The 15675-nt window shown below is 61.8% G+C and carries 15 protein-coding genes; 10 read left to right on the top strand and 5 right to left on the bottom strand.

Translation table 11 applies throughout. The features are described from left to right. Both pepN and M3N55_RS07130 read right to left on the bottom strand, forming a co-directional pair. Window positions 1–2559, bottom strand: a complete 2559-nt coding sequence (pepN, locus tag M3N55_RS07135) for an aminopeptidase N (protein ID WP_249057830.1) — start codon at window positions 2557–2559, stop codon at window positions 1–3. 54 nt (window positions 2560–2613) lie between these two features. After that, on the bottom strand, window positions 2614–3057 hold the full coding sequence (locus M3N55_RS07130) for a CAP domain-containing protein (protein ID WP_249057829.1): 444 nt from the start codon (window positions 3055–3057) through the stop codon (window positions 2614–2616). Window positions 3058–3173: 116 nt separating this feature from the next. On the opposite strand from M3N55_RS07130, the gene M3N55_RS07125 reads away from it, so the two are divergent. Further along, window positions 3174–4688: an FAD-binding domain-containing protein gene (locus M3N55_RS07125; RefSeq protein WP_249057827.1), complete on the top strand. Its 1515-nt coding sequence runs from the start codon at window positions 3174–3176 to the stop codon at window positions 4686–4688. Here M3N55_RS07125 and M3N55_RS07120 read toward each other — a convergent pair. Further along, window positions 4685–5122, bottom strand: a complete 438-nt coding sequence (locus tag M3N55_RS07120; protein ID WP_249057825.1) for a DsrE family protein — start codon at window positions 5120–5122, stop codon at window positions 4685–4687. The genes M3N55_RS07125 and M3N55_RS07120 overlap by 4 nt on opposite strands. Before the next feature lie 159 nt (window positions 5123–5281). Between M3N55_RS07120 and M3N55_RS07115 the strand changes: the two genes are divergently transcribed. Further along, window positions 5282–5449, top strand: coding sequence for a DUF2256 domain-containing protein (locus tag M3N55_RS07115; RefSeq protein WP_249057823.1), 168 nt, complete (start codon window positions 5282–5284; stop codon window positions 5447–5449). Here M3N55_RS07115 and M3N55_RS07110 read toward each other — a convergent pair. Both M3N55_RS07110 and miaA read right to left on the bottom strand, forming a co-directional pair. Further along, window positions 5425–6243, bottom strand: a complete 819-nt coding sequence (locus tag M3N55_RS07110) for a helix-turn-helix domain-containing protein (protein ID WP_249057821.1) — start codon at window positions 6241–6243, stop codon at window positions 5425–5427. The genes M3N55_RS07115 and M3N55_RS07110 overlap by 25 nt on opposite strands. A 135-nt stretch (window positions 6244–6378) precedes the next feature. After that, on the bottom strand, window positions 6379–7275 hold the full coding sequence (miaA, locus tag M3N55_RS07105) for a tRNA (adenosine(37)-N6)-dimethylallyltransferase MiaA (RefSeq protein WP_249057819.1): 897 nt from the start codon (window positions 7273–7275) through the stop codon (window positions 6379–6381). 98 nt (window positions 7276–7373) lie between these two features. On the opposite strand from miaA, the gene pyrH reads away from it, so the two are divergent. From pyrH to bamA, 8 genes are all read left to right on the top strand, one after another. Continuing rightward, complete coding sequence (gene pyrH / locus M3N55_RS07100) at window positions 7374–8111, top strand: UMP kinase (protein WP_249057817.1); 738 nt, start codon at window positions 7374–7376, stop codon at window positions 8109–8111. A gap of 84 nt (window positions 8112–8195) precedes the next feature. Beyond that, entirely contained in the window at window positions 8196–8759 is a 564-nt protein-coding gene (frr, locus tag M3N55_RS07095) for a ribosome recycling factor (RefSeq protein ID WP_249057815.1), read from the top strand. A gap of 36 nt (window positions 8760–8795) precedes the next feature. Continuing rightward, complete coding sequence (gene uppS / locus M3N55_RS07090; protein WP_249057814.1) at window positions 8796–9539, top strand: polyprenyl diphosphate synthase; 744 nt, start codon at window positions 8796–8798, stop codon at window positions 9537–9539. A gap of 2 nt (window positions 9540–9541) precedes the next feature. Continuing rightward, the gene (locus M3N55_RS07085) at window positions 9542–10321 is read left to right on the top strand and encodes a phosphatidate cytidylyltransferase (protein WP_249057812.1); all 780 of its coding nucleotides are present in this window, start codon (window positions 9542–9544) and stop codon (window positions 10319–10321) included. Beyond that, window positions 10318–11484: a 1-deoxy-D-xylulose-5-phosphate reductoisomerase gene (dxr, locus tag M3N55_RS07080; protein WP_249057886.1), complete on the top strand. Its 1167-nt coding sequence runs from the start codon at window positions 10318–10320 to the stop codon at window positions 11482–11484. The genes M3N55_RS07085 and dxr overlap by 4 nt, the downstream gene beginning before the upstream one ends. A gap of 26 nt (window positions 11485–11510) precedes the next feature. Then, window positions 11511–12845 carry an RIP metalloprotease RseP gene (gene rseP / locus M3N55_RS07075; RefSeq protein ID WP_249057810.1) on the top strand — a complete coding sequence of 445 codons (1335 nt, stop codon included), beginning with the start codon at window positions 11511–11513 and terminating at the stop codon, window positions 12843–12845. Between the two features lie 85 nt (window positions 12846–12930). Continuing rightward, window positions 12931–13086: a hypothetical protein gene (locus M3N55_RS07070; protein WP_249057809.1), complete on the top strand. Its 156-nt coding sequence runs from the start codon at window positions 12931–12933 to the stop codon at window positions 13084–13086. Between the two features lie 299 nt (window positions 13087–13385). Next, entirely contained in the window at window positions 13386–15671 is a 2286-nt protein-coding gene (gene bamA, locus M3N55_RS07065; protein ID WP_249057807.1) for an outer membrane protein assembly factor BamA, read from the top strand. Window positions 15672–15675: the final 4 nt, after the last annotated feature.

The following is a 15675-nucleotide window of genomic DNA, read 5'->3' as shown; positions in this document are numbered from 1 at the left end:
TCAGCCCAACATCCGCCCCACCATTTCGCCCATATCCCGGCTGCAATCGGGGCGGTCCAGAATCCGCGTCAGTTCGGCGCGGATCAGCGCCTGTCGTTCGGCATCGTAACGCGACCATGTCTCGAACACGGTCGAGATGCGCGCGGCAGCTTGCGGGTTCGCCGTATCCAGCCGGATTAACCAATCCGCAACAAGCCGATAGCCTGCACCGCTGGATTGATGGAACCCCGCCGGATGCGCCCCAAGGCTGCCGATCACGGCCCGGAAGCGGTTGGGATTTTTCCAGTCAAACCCGGCATGGCGAGTCAATTCCTCTGCCACGGCGGGGGCCAGATCGGGCTGGGCAAACGCGACCTGCGCGCCGAACCACTTATCCATGACCAGCCTGTTTGCCTGCCATTGGCGGTGGAACTGCAGGCTTTCCGCGCTGCCTGCGCCCACGGCCAGAAGTGCGCACCAGGCGCCGAATTGTTCGGTCATATTGTCGGCCTGCGCAAAAATATCTCGCGCTTTTGTCCCGCCATCAGCATGGGCCAGCAGACCTGCGGCCGCAAGGCGCAGCGCGCGGCGGCCTGCATCGCGCGCGTCGGGGTTGTAGGCGCCGGGTGTTGCCATCGCGTTGACCATGCGCGTGAGATCCGGGGCCAGCGCCTCGGCGAGGAGGCACAAGGCGCGTCGGCGTGCGGCATGGATCGCGTCCGGGTTCGGCGTATGGCCTGCCGCGTGCAGGCTTTGGGCCAGCTCGTCCTCTCCGGGCAGGCGCAGCACCAAGGCGCGGAATGCCGGGTCAAGCCTATCATCCACCAGCACAAGTCGCATGGCGTTCAGATAGTCCGGGTTGGGGGGCGCGCCGTCCAGGATCATCCCGTGCAGGATGTGCCGGGCCAGGTTGCGACCAGCCTCGAACCGGGCGAAAGGGTCGGTGTCATGGCCCAGCAGGACGTTGCTTTCCGCGCTGGATTGTGCATGCTCCAACACCACGGGGGCCGAGAACCCGCGCAGCGCCGACACGACCGGCCGCGCGGGCAGGTCGGTGAAGGTGAAGACCTGTTCGGGGCTGTCCAACTCCAGCACTTGGGTTGGCATCAGCTCTGCCCCGTCAGGTCCGACCAGCCCCAGCGCCACGGGGATAAGCAGCGGTTCCTTCAATGGCTGGCCCGGCGTTGGGGCCGAATATTGGCGCAATGTCAGGGTTAGCGTTCCATCCTCCCAGTGTTCCAGCAGCGTTACCTTCGGCGTGCCGGCCTGTTCATACCAGCGTTTGAATTGTGACAGGTCGCGCCCGGCCGCTTCTGCGAACACCGCGATCCAGTCCTCGATCGTGCAGGCCTGCCCGTCATGCCGTTCGAAATACAGGTCGAGCGCCGCGCGATAGCGATCTTCCCCAACCAGCAGACGCAACATGCGGATCAACTCCGCCCCTTTTTCATACACCGTGGCAGTGTAGAAATTGTTAATCTCGACATAGCTTTCTGGGCGGACGGGGTGCGCCAGCGGTCCCGCATCTTCGCGGAACTGGCGCGCGCGCAGCGTCAGCACATCATCAATCCGTTTCACGGCATGGCTGCGCATGTCGCCCATGAATTGCTGATCGCGAAACACGGTCAGCCCTTCTTTCAGCGACAGTTGGAACCAATCGCGGCAGGTGATGCGATTGCCTGTCCAGTTGTGAAAATATTCATGCGCAATGATGCGTTCGATGGCGGCGAAATCGCCGTCGGTCGCGGTCTCGGCAGAGGCCAGAACGCAGCGAGAGTTGAAAATGTTCAAGCCCTTGTTTTCCATCGCGCCCATATTGAAGTCATCGACGGCTACGATGTTGAAAATGTCTAAGTCATACACGCGGCCATAAACCTGTTCATCCCAGAGCATAGACCGTTTCAAAGCATCAAGCGCGTAGGCGGTTTTATCTTCGTCGCCGGGGCGCACCCAGATATTCAGCGTCACATCGCACCCGTCCATCGTGGTGAAATGGCCTGTCGTGGCGCGCAGATCCCCCGCGACCAAGGCGAAGAGGTAGCTGGGCTTGGGGTGCGGGTCGTCCCATTCGGCCCAGCCGGGACCGCTTTCCACCGGGTTGCCGTTCGACAACAGCACCGGCAGATCGCTCTCGACCCGCACGCGGAACGGGGCCATGACATCGGGGCGGTCCGGATAGTAGGTGATCTTGCGAAAGCCCTCGGCCTCGCATTGGGTGCAATACATGCCGTTCGACATATAAAGACCTTCCAGCGCGGTGTTGCCTTCGGGCGCGATTTCAACTTCGGCCTGAAATGTGAACGGGGCATCGGGAAGCGATGCGGCCTCCAGCGTCAACCCGGTTGCGTCGGGGGTTGCTGTCAGCGGGGTGCCGTCGATGCTGGCGGCGATTAACCGCAGCCCCTCGCCATCAAGGTGCAAGTCTTGGCCGGGCACCGCCGCCGGGTTCGGTGCAAACCGAATGCGGCTAAGGACACGGGTCGTGGTCGGGGCGAGTTTGAAGGTCAGCTCCACCTTCTCTACCAAGAAGGCAGGCGGTTGATAATCGGCAAGGTAGATCGGCTGGGCGGCGTCGCGCATCATATCCTCCATGCGGTTTGGCCCAGAGGTAGTGCAGTTGCAGCACAGGTGCAATCAGCAGCGCCCGCCGAAGACCTGAACCCAATGCGGTCCCGCTGCACGGCCAAACCCGACATGGGTCAGGTTCGGGTCCAGCAGATTGGCCCGGTGGTCGGGTGAACGCAGCCAAATGCCCATGACGGTCGGGATGTCACGTGGCCCATGTGCGATGTTTTCGGCCAGTTGACAGAACCCGGACAGGCCGGTTTGCCGCGCGCGGTCGAACAGTCCGCTGCCATCGGGGGCGGTATGGTCGAAATACCCAAGCGCGGCCATGTCACAGGCGTGGCCTTGCGCCATGCGAGACAATCCGCTGTCCAATGCGATAGGAGCAAGCCCGGAACGTGCCCGAGCAGAGTTGACACTCGACAGATGCACGGCAGACTCGACTGGTTCAACGGGCGAGCACGCCAGTGCCGGAGGCGCAAGAAGAAGAGCCAGAAAAGCAAGAAATCGCATTCCTTGTCGATAGCAGACCGCATAGCAGCGGCCAGTCACAATCTTGCGCGCAAACCATGAACATAGTGTGAACATATCGCTTGACGCCACTTGGCTGGACGATACATCTGATCGTTATGAGCGCCCCTGTTCTTCTTTGGTTCAAACGGGATCTGCGGATCACCGATCATCCCGCACTGGCCCAAGCCGGGGCGCGGATTTTGCCGGTCTATGTGATAGAACCGGAGTATTGGGCGCTGCCCGACACATCGGCGCGGCAATGGGCCTTTACCGCAGAGGCGTTGGAAAGCCTGCGCGCGGAATTGGCCGGGTTGGGCCAGCCGCTCATCATTCGCAAGGGCGATGCGGTGGCGGAGCTCGGGCGGCTGTGCCGCCGGTTCAAGATTACTCAAATGATCAGCCATGAAGAAACCGGCAATGCCTGGACCTATGCCCGCGACCGGCGGGTGGGGGCTTGGGCGCGGGCGAATGGTGTTGCATGGCAGGAGGTGCCGCAGTGCGCCGTTATGCGGCGGTTGCGCAGTCGTGACGGGTGGCAGGGCGGGCGCACAGCGTTCATCCGGCAAGGGCAGGCCATGACACCCGAAGCCTTGGAGCCTGTCTGCACGTCCGACCTGCCCGACCGGTTGCCAGAGGCGCGTGCGCTTGGGTTGGCCCCAGACCCCTGCGCACATCGGCAGCGGGGGAACCACGCTGCGGCGCGTGCAACGCTCGACAGTTTTCTGACCTCTCGGGCTGAAGGGTATCGCGCGAAAATGTCCTCGCCACTCACGGGAGAGCGGGCATGTTCGCGGTTGTCGCCCTATTTGGCGCTGGGCGTTTTGTCGGTGCGCGAAGTGGAGCTTGCACGGCAAACGACCCCAATGGAGCGCCCCGGCTGGAAGGCGAGCATGACCAGTTTTGCCAAACGGCTGGCATGGCGGGATCATTTCATCCAGAAGCTGGAAGATGAGCCTGCGCTGGAACACCGCTGCCTGCACCATGCGCATGAAGGGTTGCGGGGGCCCGACGCAGCGCGGCTTGCGGCTTGGGCCGATGGCCAGACGGGCGTGCCTTTTGTCGATGCGTGTATGCGCTACCTGACAGCCACAGGCTGGCTGAATTTCCGGATGCGCGCCATGCTTATGAGCTTTGCCAGCTATCACCTTTGGCTGGACTGGCGCGAGACGGGAGCGGTGCTGGCCCGGCGCTTTACCGATTATGAACCGGGCATTCACTGGAGTCAGGTTCAGATGCAATCGGGGACCACGGGCATCAACACGTTGCGCATCTATAACCCGGTGAAGCAGGGCTATGACCAAGACCCCGAAGGCCGGTTCATCCGTGCTTGGGTGCCGGAGTTGAAGGGGATTGCGCCTGCGCATCTGCAAGAGCCGTGGACTGCGCCGAACGCGGGGGCGGTGCTTGGCAAACGCTATCCCGAGCCGGTGGTCGATCTGGCTCAAGCCGCGAAACACGCCCGCGATGTGATGTGGGGCTTGCGCAAGCAGACGGGGTTTGGCGATACCGCACGCGCGATTGCCGTGAAGCATGCATCGCGCGCGCGGGATACCGACAGAAGCAGCGCCGGGTCCAAGCGCGCGGCGACTCGCAAACGCCCCGACCCGGCACAGCTTAGCTTCGACCTTTAGGGCCGCAGATAGGCGTAACCCTCATACTGCAATTCCATCAGCCGCACCGCGCCAGAGGGCACGACATTTGCTTCGGATAGCAGCGGAATGTCGGTCTGTGCACGTTGCTGCATAGCTTGCACCGTGTTCAGGCAGGCCGAGAAGCTAATGTTGTCATGCGTCAGCGACATGGTGGCAATCCGGTCCGACACCGGAGAGGTATCTGCGCGCAACATGTGCAGGCCGGGGCCATAGGTCACGATTTCGACCGTGACCTCTTGCCCAAGGTCTTCGTAATGCTTGATGATGTTGGCGGCATTGTTCAGCGCCATGTTCATGGTCTGAATGCTCTCTTCGTCGACATGGATGGCGACCTTGGCGGCCTCTGCCCAAGCGGCCAGTGGGGCAAGCGCCAGAACGGTCGCGGCAAACCCCGCGCGGATTAGTTTTTGCATGGTGTATCCTCCCGAAAACCGGGCCATCCTCTTGTAGCCCGTCGCACCAAGATGCGCGGCAATCCGTCGCAGAGCAAGCGGAACATTCGAATATTGCAATGAAGGCGGCTTTGACATGTGTGGCAGCGGAGCTAATTTTCGCCACGTCAGGAAATGCACATGCCCAAACAGTTGAAAAAAGCCGATCTGCCCAGCAAGACATGCGCCACATGTGGGCGCCCGTTCGTTTGGCGCAAGAAATGGGCCAAGGTCTGGGACGAGGTGCGCTATTGTTCGGACCGGTGCCGGGGCGCGCGTAATGCTCAGGCCACGCGGCCTTTGCGATAGACGGACGGTGCTTTACCGGTGCGGGCCGCGAAGGCGCGAGAGAAGTAACCCGGAGTCGAATAGCCCAAATCGCGCGCGATCTGTTGCACTGGCACATCGGTTTCCGTCAGCAGACGCCGGGCCTCGAACAGGCGGCGTTCCTGCATCAGTTGCAGGGCGCTGCGGCCGCAACTGGCGCGGCAGGCGCGGGTCAGGTGGGTCGGGGTCACACCAAGCGCTTTAGCATAATCGCTGACATTCAGGGCAGAGCCGTATTCGCGCTCCAGCAGGGCCGCGTAGCGGGCGGTCAGCCGTTCGTTGGCGTTTTTGGAAGAGATGCCGCGCGGGCTGTCATCCCCGGCGCTGCTGCGCTGGCGTTCCAGCCAGATCGCCAGCAGCCCAATTTGATGCCGCGCAGCGCGGTCTGCGTAGGCTTGGCCACCGTCCAGTTCACGCTGGATTGCGTCGATGATCTGCGCCACCTCGGCATGTTGCGCGCCGTCACGCAAGCGTAGGTGCAGCGGTGTGTCGGGCAGGTCCAGACCGGACGGGTCGCCCATGTGCAGCGCCACACCTTGAGCGCGCGTGATGGCCTGAAACCCATACATTGTGCCGGGCGGAATGAAGATTGCGTTATGCGGATGAAACCCCCGCGTGCTGCCCCCCAACGTGATGCGCCCTTGGCCTGCCGTGAACCACAGGAATAGCGGTTCTTGCAGCGCGCGCATGGTTTCAAGCTGCCATTTCGGCGCGTTGGTCAGCTTCGAGATTGGAACAAGGCGCAGGCGTTTTGGTTGCTCTGGAATTCGTGTCATGCGTATTTCATCCCCCCGGACAGTGGCAAGATTAGGACAGGGCTGCGGCAGGGGAAGTGTTTTCGCTCACGGGGGCGTGACTCTGCATCGCGATTCCGGGCAGGCGTGGCAATTCGGTGACTCTGCGCAGCCGCATTACAGCAGCCGCGCCCAGCCCGACATGCGTGCCCGGAACCATGTGCGCTGACGTTTCGCATATTGGCGTGTGGCAAGTGTTGCGGCGGCAACCGCATCGGGTAACGACATATGCCCTTGCAAATGGGCAATCAGCTCTGGCGCTCCGATGGCTTTGGCCCATGGCGCGCGCGGATTCCAATAGGGCAGCACCGCGCGTGCCTCGTCCAAGGCCCCTTGCGCAATCATGCTGTCGAAGCGTGTGGCGATTCGCTCTGCCGACCAGTCGGGTTGGGGCAGCATCACAAAAGCTGATGTCTGCGCGAGCGGCAAAAGCGGGGGCGGTGTGGTGTCCTGCCATGCGGCCAGCCCTTGGCCTGTTGCGCGCTGCACCTCCCACGCCCGCTGCACACGGGCCGGGTTTTGCGTGTCGATGCGGCTGGCGGTGTCTTGGTCGAGTGTCGCCAGAAGCGCGTCAAGGCCCGACTGCGCCAACAGCTTGTCCCCCTCGGCGCGGAGTCTTGGCGGGGTCGGCGGAATCTCTGCCAGCCCTTCGGTCAGCGCGCGGAAATACAGCCCTGTGCCGCCCACGATGACCGGGTTGGGATGCGCGGCCAGCACATCGCGCATCGCGCGCAGCCAATGCCCGACCGACCAATCCTGCCCGGCGCCCACGCCGCCATATAGCAGATGCGGCGCACGCGCACAGTCCGTGGCATCGGGTCGGGCGGTCAGCACTTGCCACATCTCATAGACCTGCAACGCGTCGGCATTGACCACCACGCGCCCTTGCGCCTGCGCCAAGGCCAGCGCCAGCGCCGATTTTCCGCTGGCGGTCGGTCCGGCCAGCAGCACCGGGCGCCCGGCATCGGGGGGCTTTCTGAGCAGCGCATCCCGCGCATCGTCTATTTCGGGCATGACCCTCGCTTTCACATTGAACCTTGCGCGGTTTTCCGACATTTTTGCGCCGGAATAAAGCGGCCCTGTCGCCGGGCGCGCAGATGGAAGGAACCCCGATGACCGATCCCGCCCATGCCGACGGCCCGCAGTATAAGCGTGTCATGCTCAAAGTCTCGGGCGAGGCGCTGATGGGCGATCAGGGATACGGGCTGCATCCGCCGACCGTGGCGCGCATTGCCGAAGAGGTGAAATCGGTTCACGACATGGGCGTCGAGGTCTGTATGGTCATCGGCGGCGGCAATATCTTTCGCGGTCTGCAAGGCTCTGCCCAAGGCATGGAACGCACCACCGCCGATTATATGGGAATGCTGGCCACGGTCATGAATGCGCTTGCCATGCAGGCCGCGCTGGAAAGCGTTGGGGTTTTCACCCGCGTGATTAGCGCCATTCCGATGGACCAGATCTGCGAGCCCTACATTCGCCGCCGCGCTGTGCGACATCTGGAAAAGAAGCGCGTCTGCGTTTTCACCGCGGGCACCGGCAACCCGTATTTCACCACTGACACAGCCGCAGCGCTGCGCGCCAGTGAAATGGCCTGCGACGCGATCTTCATGGGCAAGAATGGCGTGGACGGGGTTTACGATATGGACCCGCGCACCAACCCTGATGCCAGGCGTTACGACCGGATCAGCTATGATGAGGCTCTGTCGCGTAACCTGAAGGTCATGGATACCAGCGCATTGGCGCTGGCGCGCGACAATAACCTGCCCATCATTGTATTTGGGCTGGATCAGCCGGGCGGCTTCCGGGGCATCTTGGCGGGCGAAGGGCCACATACCATCGTCCACAGCTAACGCGGGCTACCATAGCTTGCATATTTTCTGTATCAAAAGGCGTGGCGAAACCGTGTTGCGCCTGAAAAGAGGAACCTAACAGGCATGTCTGACGAAATCGAGATTGATCTGGACGATCTGAAGCGCCGCATGGAAGGTGCCATGGGCGCGCTGAAAACCGAATTTGCATCGCTGCGCACGGGGCGCGGCTCTGCGTCCATGCTCGATCCGATCATGGTTGATGCATATGGCCAGAACACGCCCATCAACCAGGTTGGCACCGTAAATGTGCCAGAGTCGCGCATGGTCACGATCAATGTCTGGGACAAGTCGCTTGTCGGGAAGGTTGAAAAGGCCATCCGCGAATCTGGTCTGGGGATTAATCCGCAACTGAACGGCACCATCATCATGCTGCCAATCCCGGAACTGAACGAGGAGCGCCGCCGCGAGCTGAGCAAGGTCGCTGCGCAATACGCCGAACATGCCCGTGTGGCCGTCCGCAACATCCGCCGCGACGGTATGGACCAGCTGAAAAAAGCCAAGGCCGCTGGCATGTCCGAGGATGAACAGAAGCTTTGGTCAGAGGAAATTCAGGAATTGACCAATGCCTATATCGGCAAAGTGGATGCCGCACTCGACAACAAGCAAGAAGAGATCATGCAGGTCTGACGGCCGCGCGACCATTTCGGCAACAGGCATTTCTCCATGACATTCGACCAACGCAGCGACGACTCCGAAGATCCTGCCATGCAGAACCGGCTGCATGTCGCGGTCATTATGGATGGCAATGGCCGCTGGGCGCAGAACCGTAGCTGGCCACGCCTTGTGGGCCACCGCAAAGGGGCCGAGCGTGTGCGCGAATTGGTTGATGCCTGCCCGGCGATCGGCATTCGCTACCTTACGCTTTACGCGTTCTCGACAGAAAACTGGAAACGCTCGACCGAAGAAGTGCTGGGGCTGATGTCGCTGTTCGGGCGCTACATCAAGCGCGAGGCGGGACGGATGAACCGCGAAGGCGTGCGAATGCGCATCATCGGCGACCGCAAGCGGCTTGATCCGAAATTGCAGGCGCTGTTTGACTGGGTCGAAAAAGATACAGCCAAGAATGACCGCGTGCACCTGACGGTTGCGATCAATTATGGCGGCCGGGATGAGATAACGCGGGCCGTTCGCGCCGCCGCGCGCGACGTGGCGGCCGGCCAACTGGACCCGGCCACGATCACCGATCAGAATTTTGCGCAGTATCTCGACACGTCCGAACTTCCGGACCCTGACCTGGTTGTGCGAACCTCTGGCGAAACGCGGGTGTCGAATTATTTGCTCTGGCAAGCGGCGTATTCGGAATATGTATTCACGCCCACGTTATGGCCGGATTTCACGCCACAGGCGATGGCCGATATTCTGCACGAATACGGGCTGCGGGAACGTCGCTTTGGCGGGGTGAAATAGCGGTGGCGGAGTTTAACGATCTGCGCGCGCGGGCTTTGTCCGGTGCGGCCATGGCCGGGCTTGGCGCCGGGGCAATCTGGCTTGGCGGGCCGATCTTCATCGGGCTGGTCTGCGTGCTGTCGGGGCTGATGGTGTGGGAACTGACCCGTATGCTGGACACTGACGCACCCTTCGGCAAGGCCGAGGCCGCTGGTTTTACAGCCGCCGTGGTGCTGGCAGTGTTTGCGTGGCGCTTTGATGGTGCTGCCCTTTTAGGGCTGACATTGCTGGTTGCGGCGCTGATGGCCTGGCGCTTTCCCAAAGATCGCGCGGTTGCCGGTGCCTATATCGTGCTGATCCTGTTTGCGGGCTTGGGGCTGATCGTGCTGCGCGGAGACTATGGCGCGCTCTGGGTGCTGTGGTTGGTCGCGCTGGTGGTCGGCTCTGACGTGGCGGGCTATTTCGCCGGCCGTATCTTTGGCGGCCCTAAATTGTGGTCACGGGTCAGCCCCAAGAAAACTTGGTCGGGCACGGTAGCAGGCTGGGTGGTGGCAGTTGGCATCGCGTTTGTGTTCATGCCGCTTTTGGGGGCCGGGGCAGGGCTGATTTTCGCGTCCGTCCTTATCACGATGGCCGGGCAAGCAGGTGACATTGTCGAAAGCGCGATCAAGCGGCACGCAGGCGTGAAGGACAGTTCTAACCTTATCCCCGGCCATGGCGGCGTGATGGACCGGTTCGATGCGCTTGTTGCTGCGGCGTTGGTAGAATTGGTGCTGGCGCAAACCGGCTTGCTGGGGGTCTGATGCGGGTTTCGGTTTTCGGGTCCACCGGGTCGATTGGCGAAAGCACGTTCGACCTGTTGCGCGCGCGCCCCGACATTCAGACCGTGGCCCTGACCGGCGGGCGGAATGTGGCGCGGCTGGCTCAGCAAGCGCGCGAGTTGCGCGCAGAACTGGCCGTGACTGCCTATGACGACTGCCTTGATGATTTGCGCGCTGCACTTGCGGGCAGCGGCACAGAGGTCGCGGCAGGCACCCAAGCGCTGATAGATGCCGCAAGCCGCCCCGCAGACTGGGTCATGTCCGCAATCGTAGGCGCGGCGGGGTTGGAGCCGGGCTTTCGCGCCCTCGCCCAAGGGGCGACGCTGGCGTTGGCCAACAAGGAGTCGCTTGTCACCGCCGGGCCTTTGCTGATGTCCGAAGCCGCCCGTCACGGAGCGCGCATCCTGCCGGTCGATTCTGAGCATTCGGCCGTGTTTCAGGCGCTTGTGGGCGAAGATATGGCGGCGGTCGAGCGCGTGATTATCACCGCCTCCGGGGGGCCGTTCCGCACATGGAGCAAATCGCAGCTTGAGGGCGCAACGCTGGCGCAGGCGCAGACGCACCCGAACTGGTCGATGGGGCAGCGTATTACCATCGACAGCGCGACCCTGTTCAACAAGGCGCTGGAACTGATCGAAACGCGCGAATTTTTCGGGCTAAACCCCGCGCAGATCGAAGTCCTGGTGCATCCGCAATCGACCATCCATGCGCTGGTGGGGTTTCGGGACGGGGCGCTGATGGCGCATCTGGGTGTGCCAGATATGCGCCACGCCATCGGCTATGCGCTGAACTGGCCCGAGCGCGCCGCGCTGCCCGTGGCGCGGCTGGACCTTGCCGCCATGGGGCAACTGACCTTCGAAGCCCCGGACCCTGCCCGCTTCCCCGCGCTGCGGCTGGCACAGCAGGTCATGGACTTGCGGGGCCATGCCGGGGCCGTGTTTAATGCCGCCAAAGAGGTGGCCCTTGATGAATTCATCGCCGGTCGGCTACGGTTTTTGCAAATGGCAGAGCTGGTCGACCGTACGATTGACACGCTTTTGACCGATTCTCGCCTGACTGCGCCGGTATGCGCGCTTGAAACCGTGCAACAGATGGACCACTTGGCTAGGGTGACAGCGCGCGATATCGCGGCGCGACTGGCCTGATACGACTAGATTGAAGGACATTCCTCTTGGACGCACTCGGCCTCTTGCCCGATTTCGGCAATTTCTTTGCAACCATCGCGGCCTTCGTCGTGGTGCTATCCATAATCGTGGCGGTGCACGAATACGGCCATTACATCGTTGGGCGCTGGTCGGGTATTCATGCCGATGTGTTTTCCATCGGTTTTGGCCCGGTGTTGGCCAAGCGCACCGATAAGCGCGGCACGGTCTGGCAATTCGCGGCCATTCCTTTGGGTGGCTATGTCAAATTCGCAGGCGATTCCGGTGCGACATCCGGCAGGGATGACGACGCCATGTCGGGGCTAAACGCGGCGGAGCGTCGCCGCACCATGCATGGCGCGCCGCTTTGGGCGCGCGCGGCGACCGTGGCAGCAGGGCCGGTGTTTAACTTCATCTTCGCCTTCGTCGTGTTCGCGGGGCTGTTGCTTTACGAAGGCATCGCGGTTGATGAACCCGTGGTGGGCGAGATCACCGAATTGCCCGCCGCGCCATTTGGTCTGCAACAGGGCGACCGAATTCTGTCGGTGGGCGGTATTCAGACCGAAACCCTCTCGGATTTCCTGCGCGCGTCGGAAAATCTGCCCGCGCAAGCCGTGCTGGACTACACGGTCCTGCGCGACGGTCAGCAACTTCAGGTCACTGGTCCGCACCCAATGCCGCCACTCGCCGGGGCAGTCGCCATGAAATCGGCGGCGCGCGATGCGCGAATGCAGCCGGGGGATGTGATTACCGCGATCGACGGGTCCGACATCGCCACCTTCAACGAATTGCGAGAGAAAGTCGCGGCCTCCGAAGGCGCGGCGCTTGACCTGACGGTCTGGCGCAGCGGCAACGAACTGGCCCTGACGCTGGTGCCACGCAGCACCGACCTGCCTTTGCCCGAAGGCGGGTTTGAAACGCGCTATCTGATTGGCCTGAGTTCTGGCGCGGTGTTCGACTATGGCACGCGCACGCCCGGCCTTCTGGAAACCGCAAGCATAGCGGCCAGCCAACTCTGGACAATCACCCGCACCTCTGTCGAGGGGCTGTATTACATGATCGTCGGCCAGATCAGCACCTGTAACTTGTCCAGTCCCATCGGTATTGCCGAAGCCTCGGTTGCCAAAGCCTCGGACGGTCTGGTCGAATTCATCTGGTTCCTGGGCGTCATTTCGGTGGCCATCGGCTTTCTGAACCTGTTCCCGATTCCGCCGCTTGACGGGGGGCACTTGATGTTCCACGCCTACGAGGCCGTGGCTCGCCGGCCCGCCAGCGATCAGGCCGTGCGCGTGCTAATGACGCTGGGCATGGCGCTGGTTCTGACCTTGTTCCTGTTTGCGCTGTTCAACGACTTGACCTGCTAAGGGGCGTGCCCTTGAAAACGCCACGCGCTCGCCACATTCCTGCCGAGATTGCCCAGCATATCCAAGGCTCTGAATGGAGGCGCACATGGCTTATCTGGATGCAGAGTTCAACAATATCAGGCTGCTTTGGTCGCGGATCGGCGACCGGGTTCTGGTCTCCCTATTGGTCGCGTTGGCGATGGGTTTGGCCAGCTTCATTGCTATCCAGCTTGGGCATGGCCCGATCATGATTACCCCCTGACGCGCCAGTCTGTCGCCGTGCTTACACACGCCGCACCGTTCAGGTGCGGCTTGCGTATTCCAAGGGCAGGTTTCGGTGCCGCATGGTCACTCCGCTTTCACGCCCGGCCCTTGGCCGGGTCTTTGCTTTGACAACCCCGCGCTTAGTCGCTAGTCACAATGCCAAAATAATGCGGTAAAACGGGGCCCGAAATGCGCGGAATCTTTAGGATGCTGCCATCGCGCAAGGGGGGTATGGCACAGCGCCTGCGCTTCTTCTCTGTGATGGTTTTTTGTTTGTTGTCAGTAGGTTCTTTCACGGTGCCCAGTGCTGCCGTGGCCCAGAGCTACCAGTTTTCCAGCATTGAAATCGACGGAAATGTCCGTGTAGACGATTCTACCATCCTCAGCGTGGCAAGAATCGGTGTGGGCCAAACCGTGACCGCAGCCCAAGTCAGCGCCGCCTTTGGCAATCTGACGGCATCGGGCCTGTTTGAAAGCGTAGAGCTTACGCCGCGCGGCAACAGTCTGCTGATAGAAGTTGTGGAATACCCCGTTATTGGTGTGGTGAATTTCGAGGGCAACCGCCGCATTGATGACGAAGTTCTGGCCGAGGCGGTGCAAGTGCGCGCGGGCCGTGTGCTGTCGCCCAACGTGATTGAAGCAGATGCCCGCGCCATCGCAGAGCTTTACGCTCAACGCGGGCGCACCGCCGCCGAAGTCACGCCCCAGATCCTGCCGCGCGGCAACAACCGTGTCGATCTGGCCTTCGTTGTGCGCGAAGGTGACGTGGTCGAGATCGAGCGCCTGTCCTTCGTCGGCAACCGCGCCTTTTCAAGCTACCGGCTGCGTAATGTGCTGAACACAAAGCAAGCTGGCATTCTGCGCCGGGTTATCCAGCGCGACACATTCGTGGCCGAACGCATCGCGCTGGACCGTCAGCTACTGTCGGATTTCTATCTGGCGCGCGGTTACATCGACTTCGAGATCCTGTCGGTAACGCCGGAACTGGCGCGCGAACGCGACCGGTTCTTCCTGACGTTCAACCTGCGCGAAGGGGAGCAATTCCGCTTCGGAGAGGTTTCTGTCGTCAGCGAAGTCGATGGCATTGACCCGGCCGATTACGAACGCGAGCTGCGCGTGCGCCCGGGCGATATCTTTGCGCCAAGCACGTTGGAGATGAACATCGCCCGAATGGAAAGTCTGGCTGAAAGCCGTGGGCTGCGGTTTATCCGCGCCGAACCGCGCTTTACCCGTGACAACACCAATGGCCGCGTTGACGTGGAATTCGCCATCGTGCGGGGCGAGCGTATCTTTGTCGAGCGGATCGACATTCAGGGCAACACCACCACGCGTGACGAGGTGATCCGCCGTCAGTTCCGCGTGGCAGAGGGTGACCCTTTGAACCCGCGCAAAATTCGCGAAGCCGCAGAGCGTATTCGTGCGCTGGGGTATTTTGCGGACTCGTCGGTTGAACCGCGCGCAGGCTCTACGCCGGATCAGGCCATTGTGGATGTCGAGGTGGAAGAAACCACCACAGGGTCTTTGGGTTTCTCTGTCAGCTACGGCGCGCAGCAAGGCATCGGTTTTGGCATCTCCTTCGCCGAGCAGAACTTCCTTGGCCGTGGGCAGCAGTTTGCCGCCAGCTTCAACACGGTCAAAGGATCGCGCGACATTTCGGTGTCCTTCACCGAACCGGCGCTGCTGGGCCGCGACCTTGCCTATTCCTTCTCGCTTGGCTACCGCGAAACCTCTAGTTTCAACGCGAATTTCGACACGCGCGAAGCGTTCCTGAACAATTCGCTCGGCTTCCCGGTGAGTGAATACGGGCGCTTGACCGTGCGTCAGGGCTTGTTGGCGGAGAAACTGACGGGGCTACAAGAGTTTGAGGCTGATGGCGTGACCCGCAAGGACTCCCTTCGCCTTATCGACGACCAAGTTGGCGGCACAAGCATTACCGGCACGTTGGGGTTCACCTACACCCACGACACCCGCAATCGCGGTGTCGATCCGTCGCGCGGCTGGATCTTTTCCTGGACGCAGGATCTGGGCGTCGGCAACCAAAACCGTCGCTTCCTGAAGTCAGAGGCGCGCGTTGGCTACGAAATGGCCGTGCTGAATGAAAACGTGACGCTGAAGGCCGATGGCCGGGTCGGTTTGTTGCATATGATCGACGGGCAGTCGAGGTATCGCGACCGGTTCCAGCTGGCCAATGTCATGCGCGGTTTTGCTGCCGGTGATTCCGGTCCGCGCGACTTCGCCTCTGCTGCCAATGACGTGCTGGGTGGCACGCGCTACGCTGTCGTGTCGTTGGAAGCGCAATTCCCACTGGGCCTGCCCGAAGAATACGGGCTGAGCGGTGGTGTTTTCGCCGATATCGGCAGCGTCTGGGGCGTGGATGGGATCAATGGTCGTCCAATCACTGATATTAACACATCAGACGGAACCAGCGATTCTGCCAGCCGTCACCTGCGCGCCACGCTGGGCGTGTCGCTGTTCTGGGACAGCCCGCTTGGTCCGCTACGCTTCGACGTCTCGCGTCCGCTAAAGAAGCAGCCATATGACGAGTCGCAGAATTTCGACTTCTCGATCGTGTCCACTTTCTAAGGAT

It is taken from the genome of Roseinatronobacter domitianus (assembly GCF_023336755.1).
Lineage (GTDB): Bacteria > Pseudomonadota > Alphaproteobacteria > Rhodobacterales > Rhodobacteraceae > Roseinatronobacter > Roseinatronobacter domitianus.
This window is presented reverse-complemented; position numbering and strand designations above follow the sequence as displayed.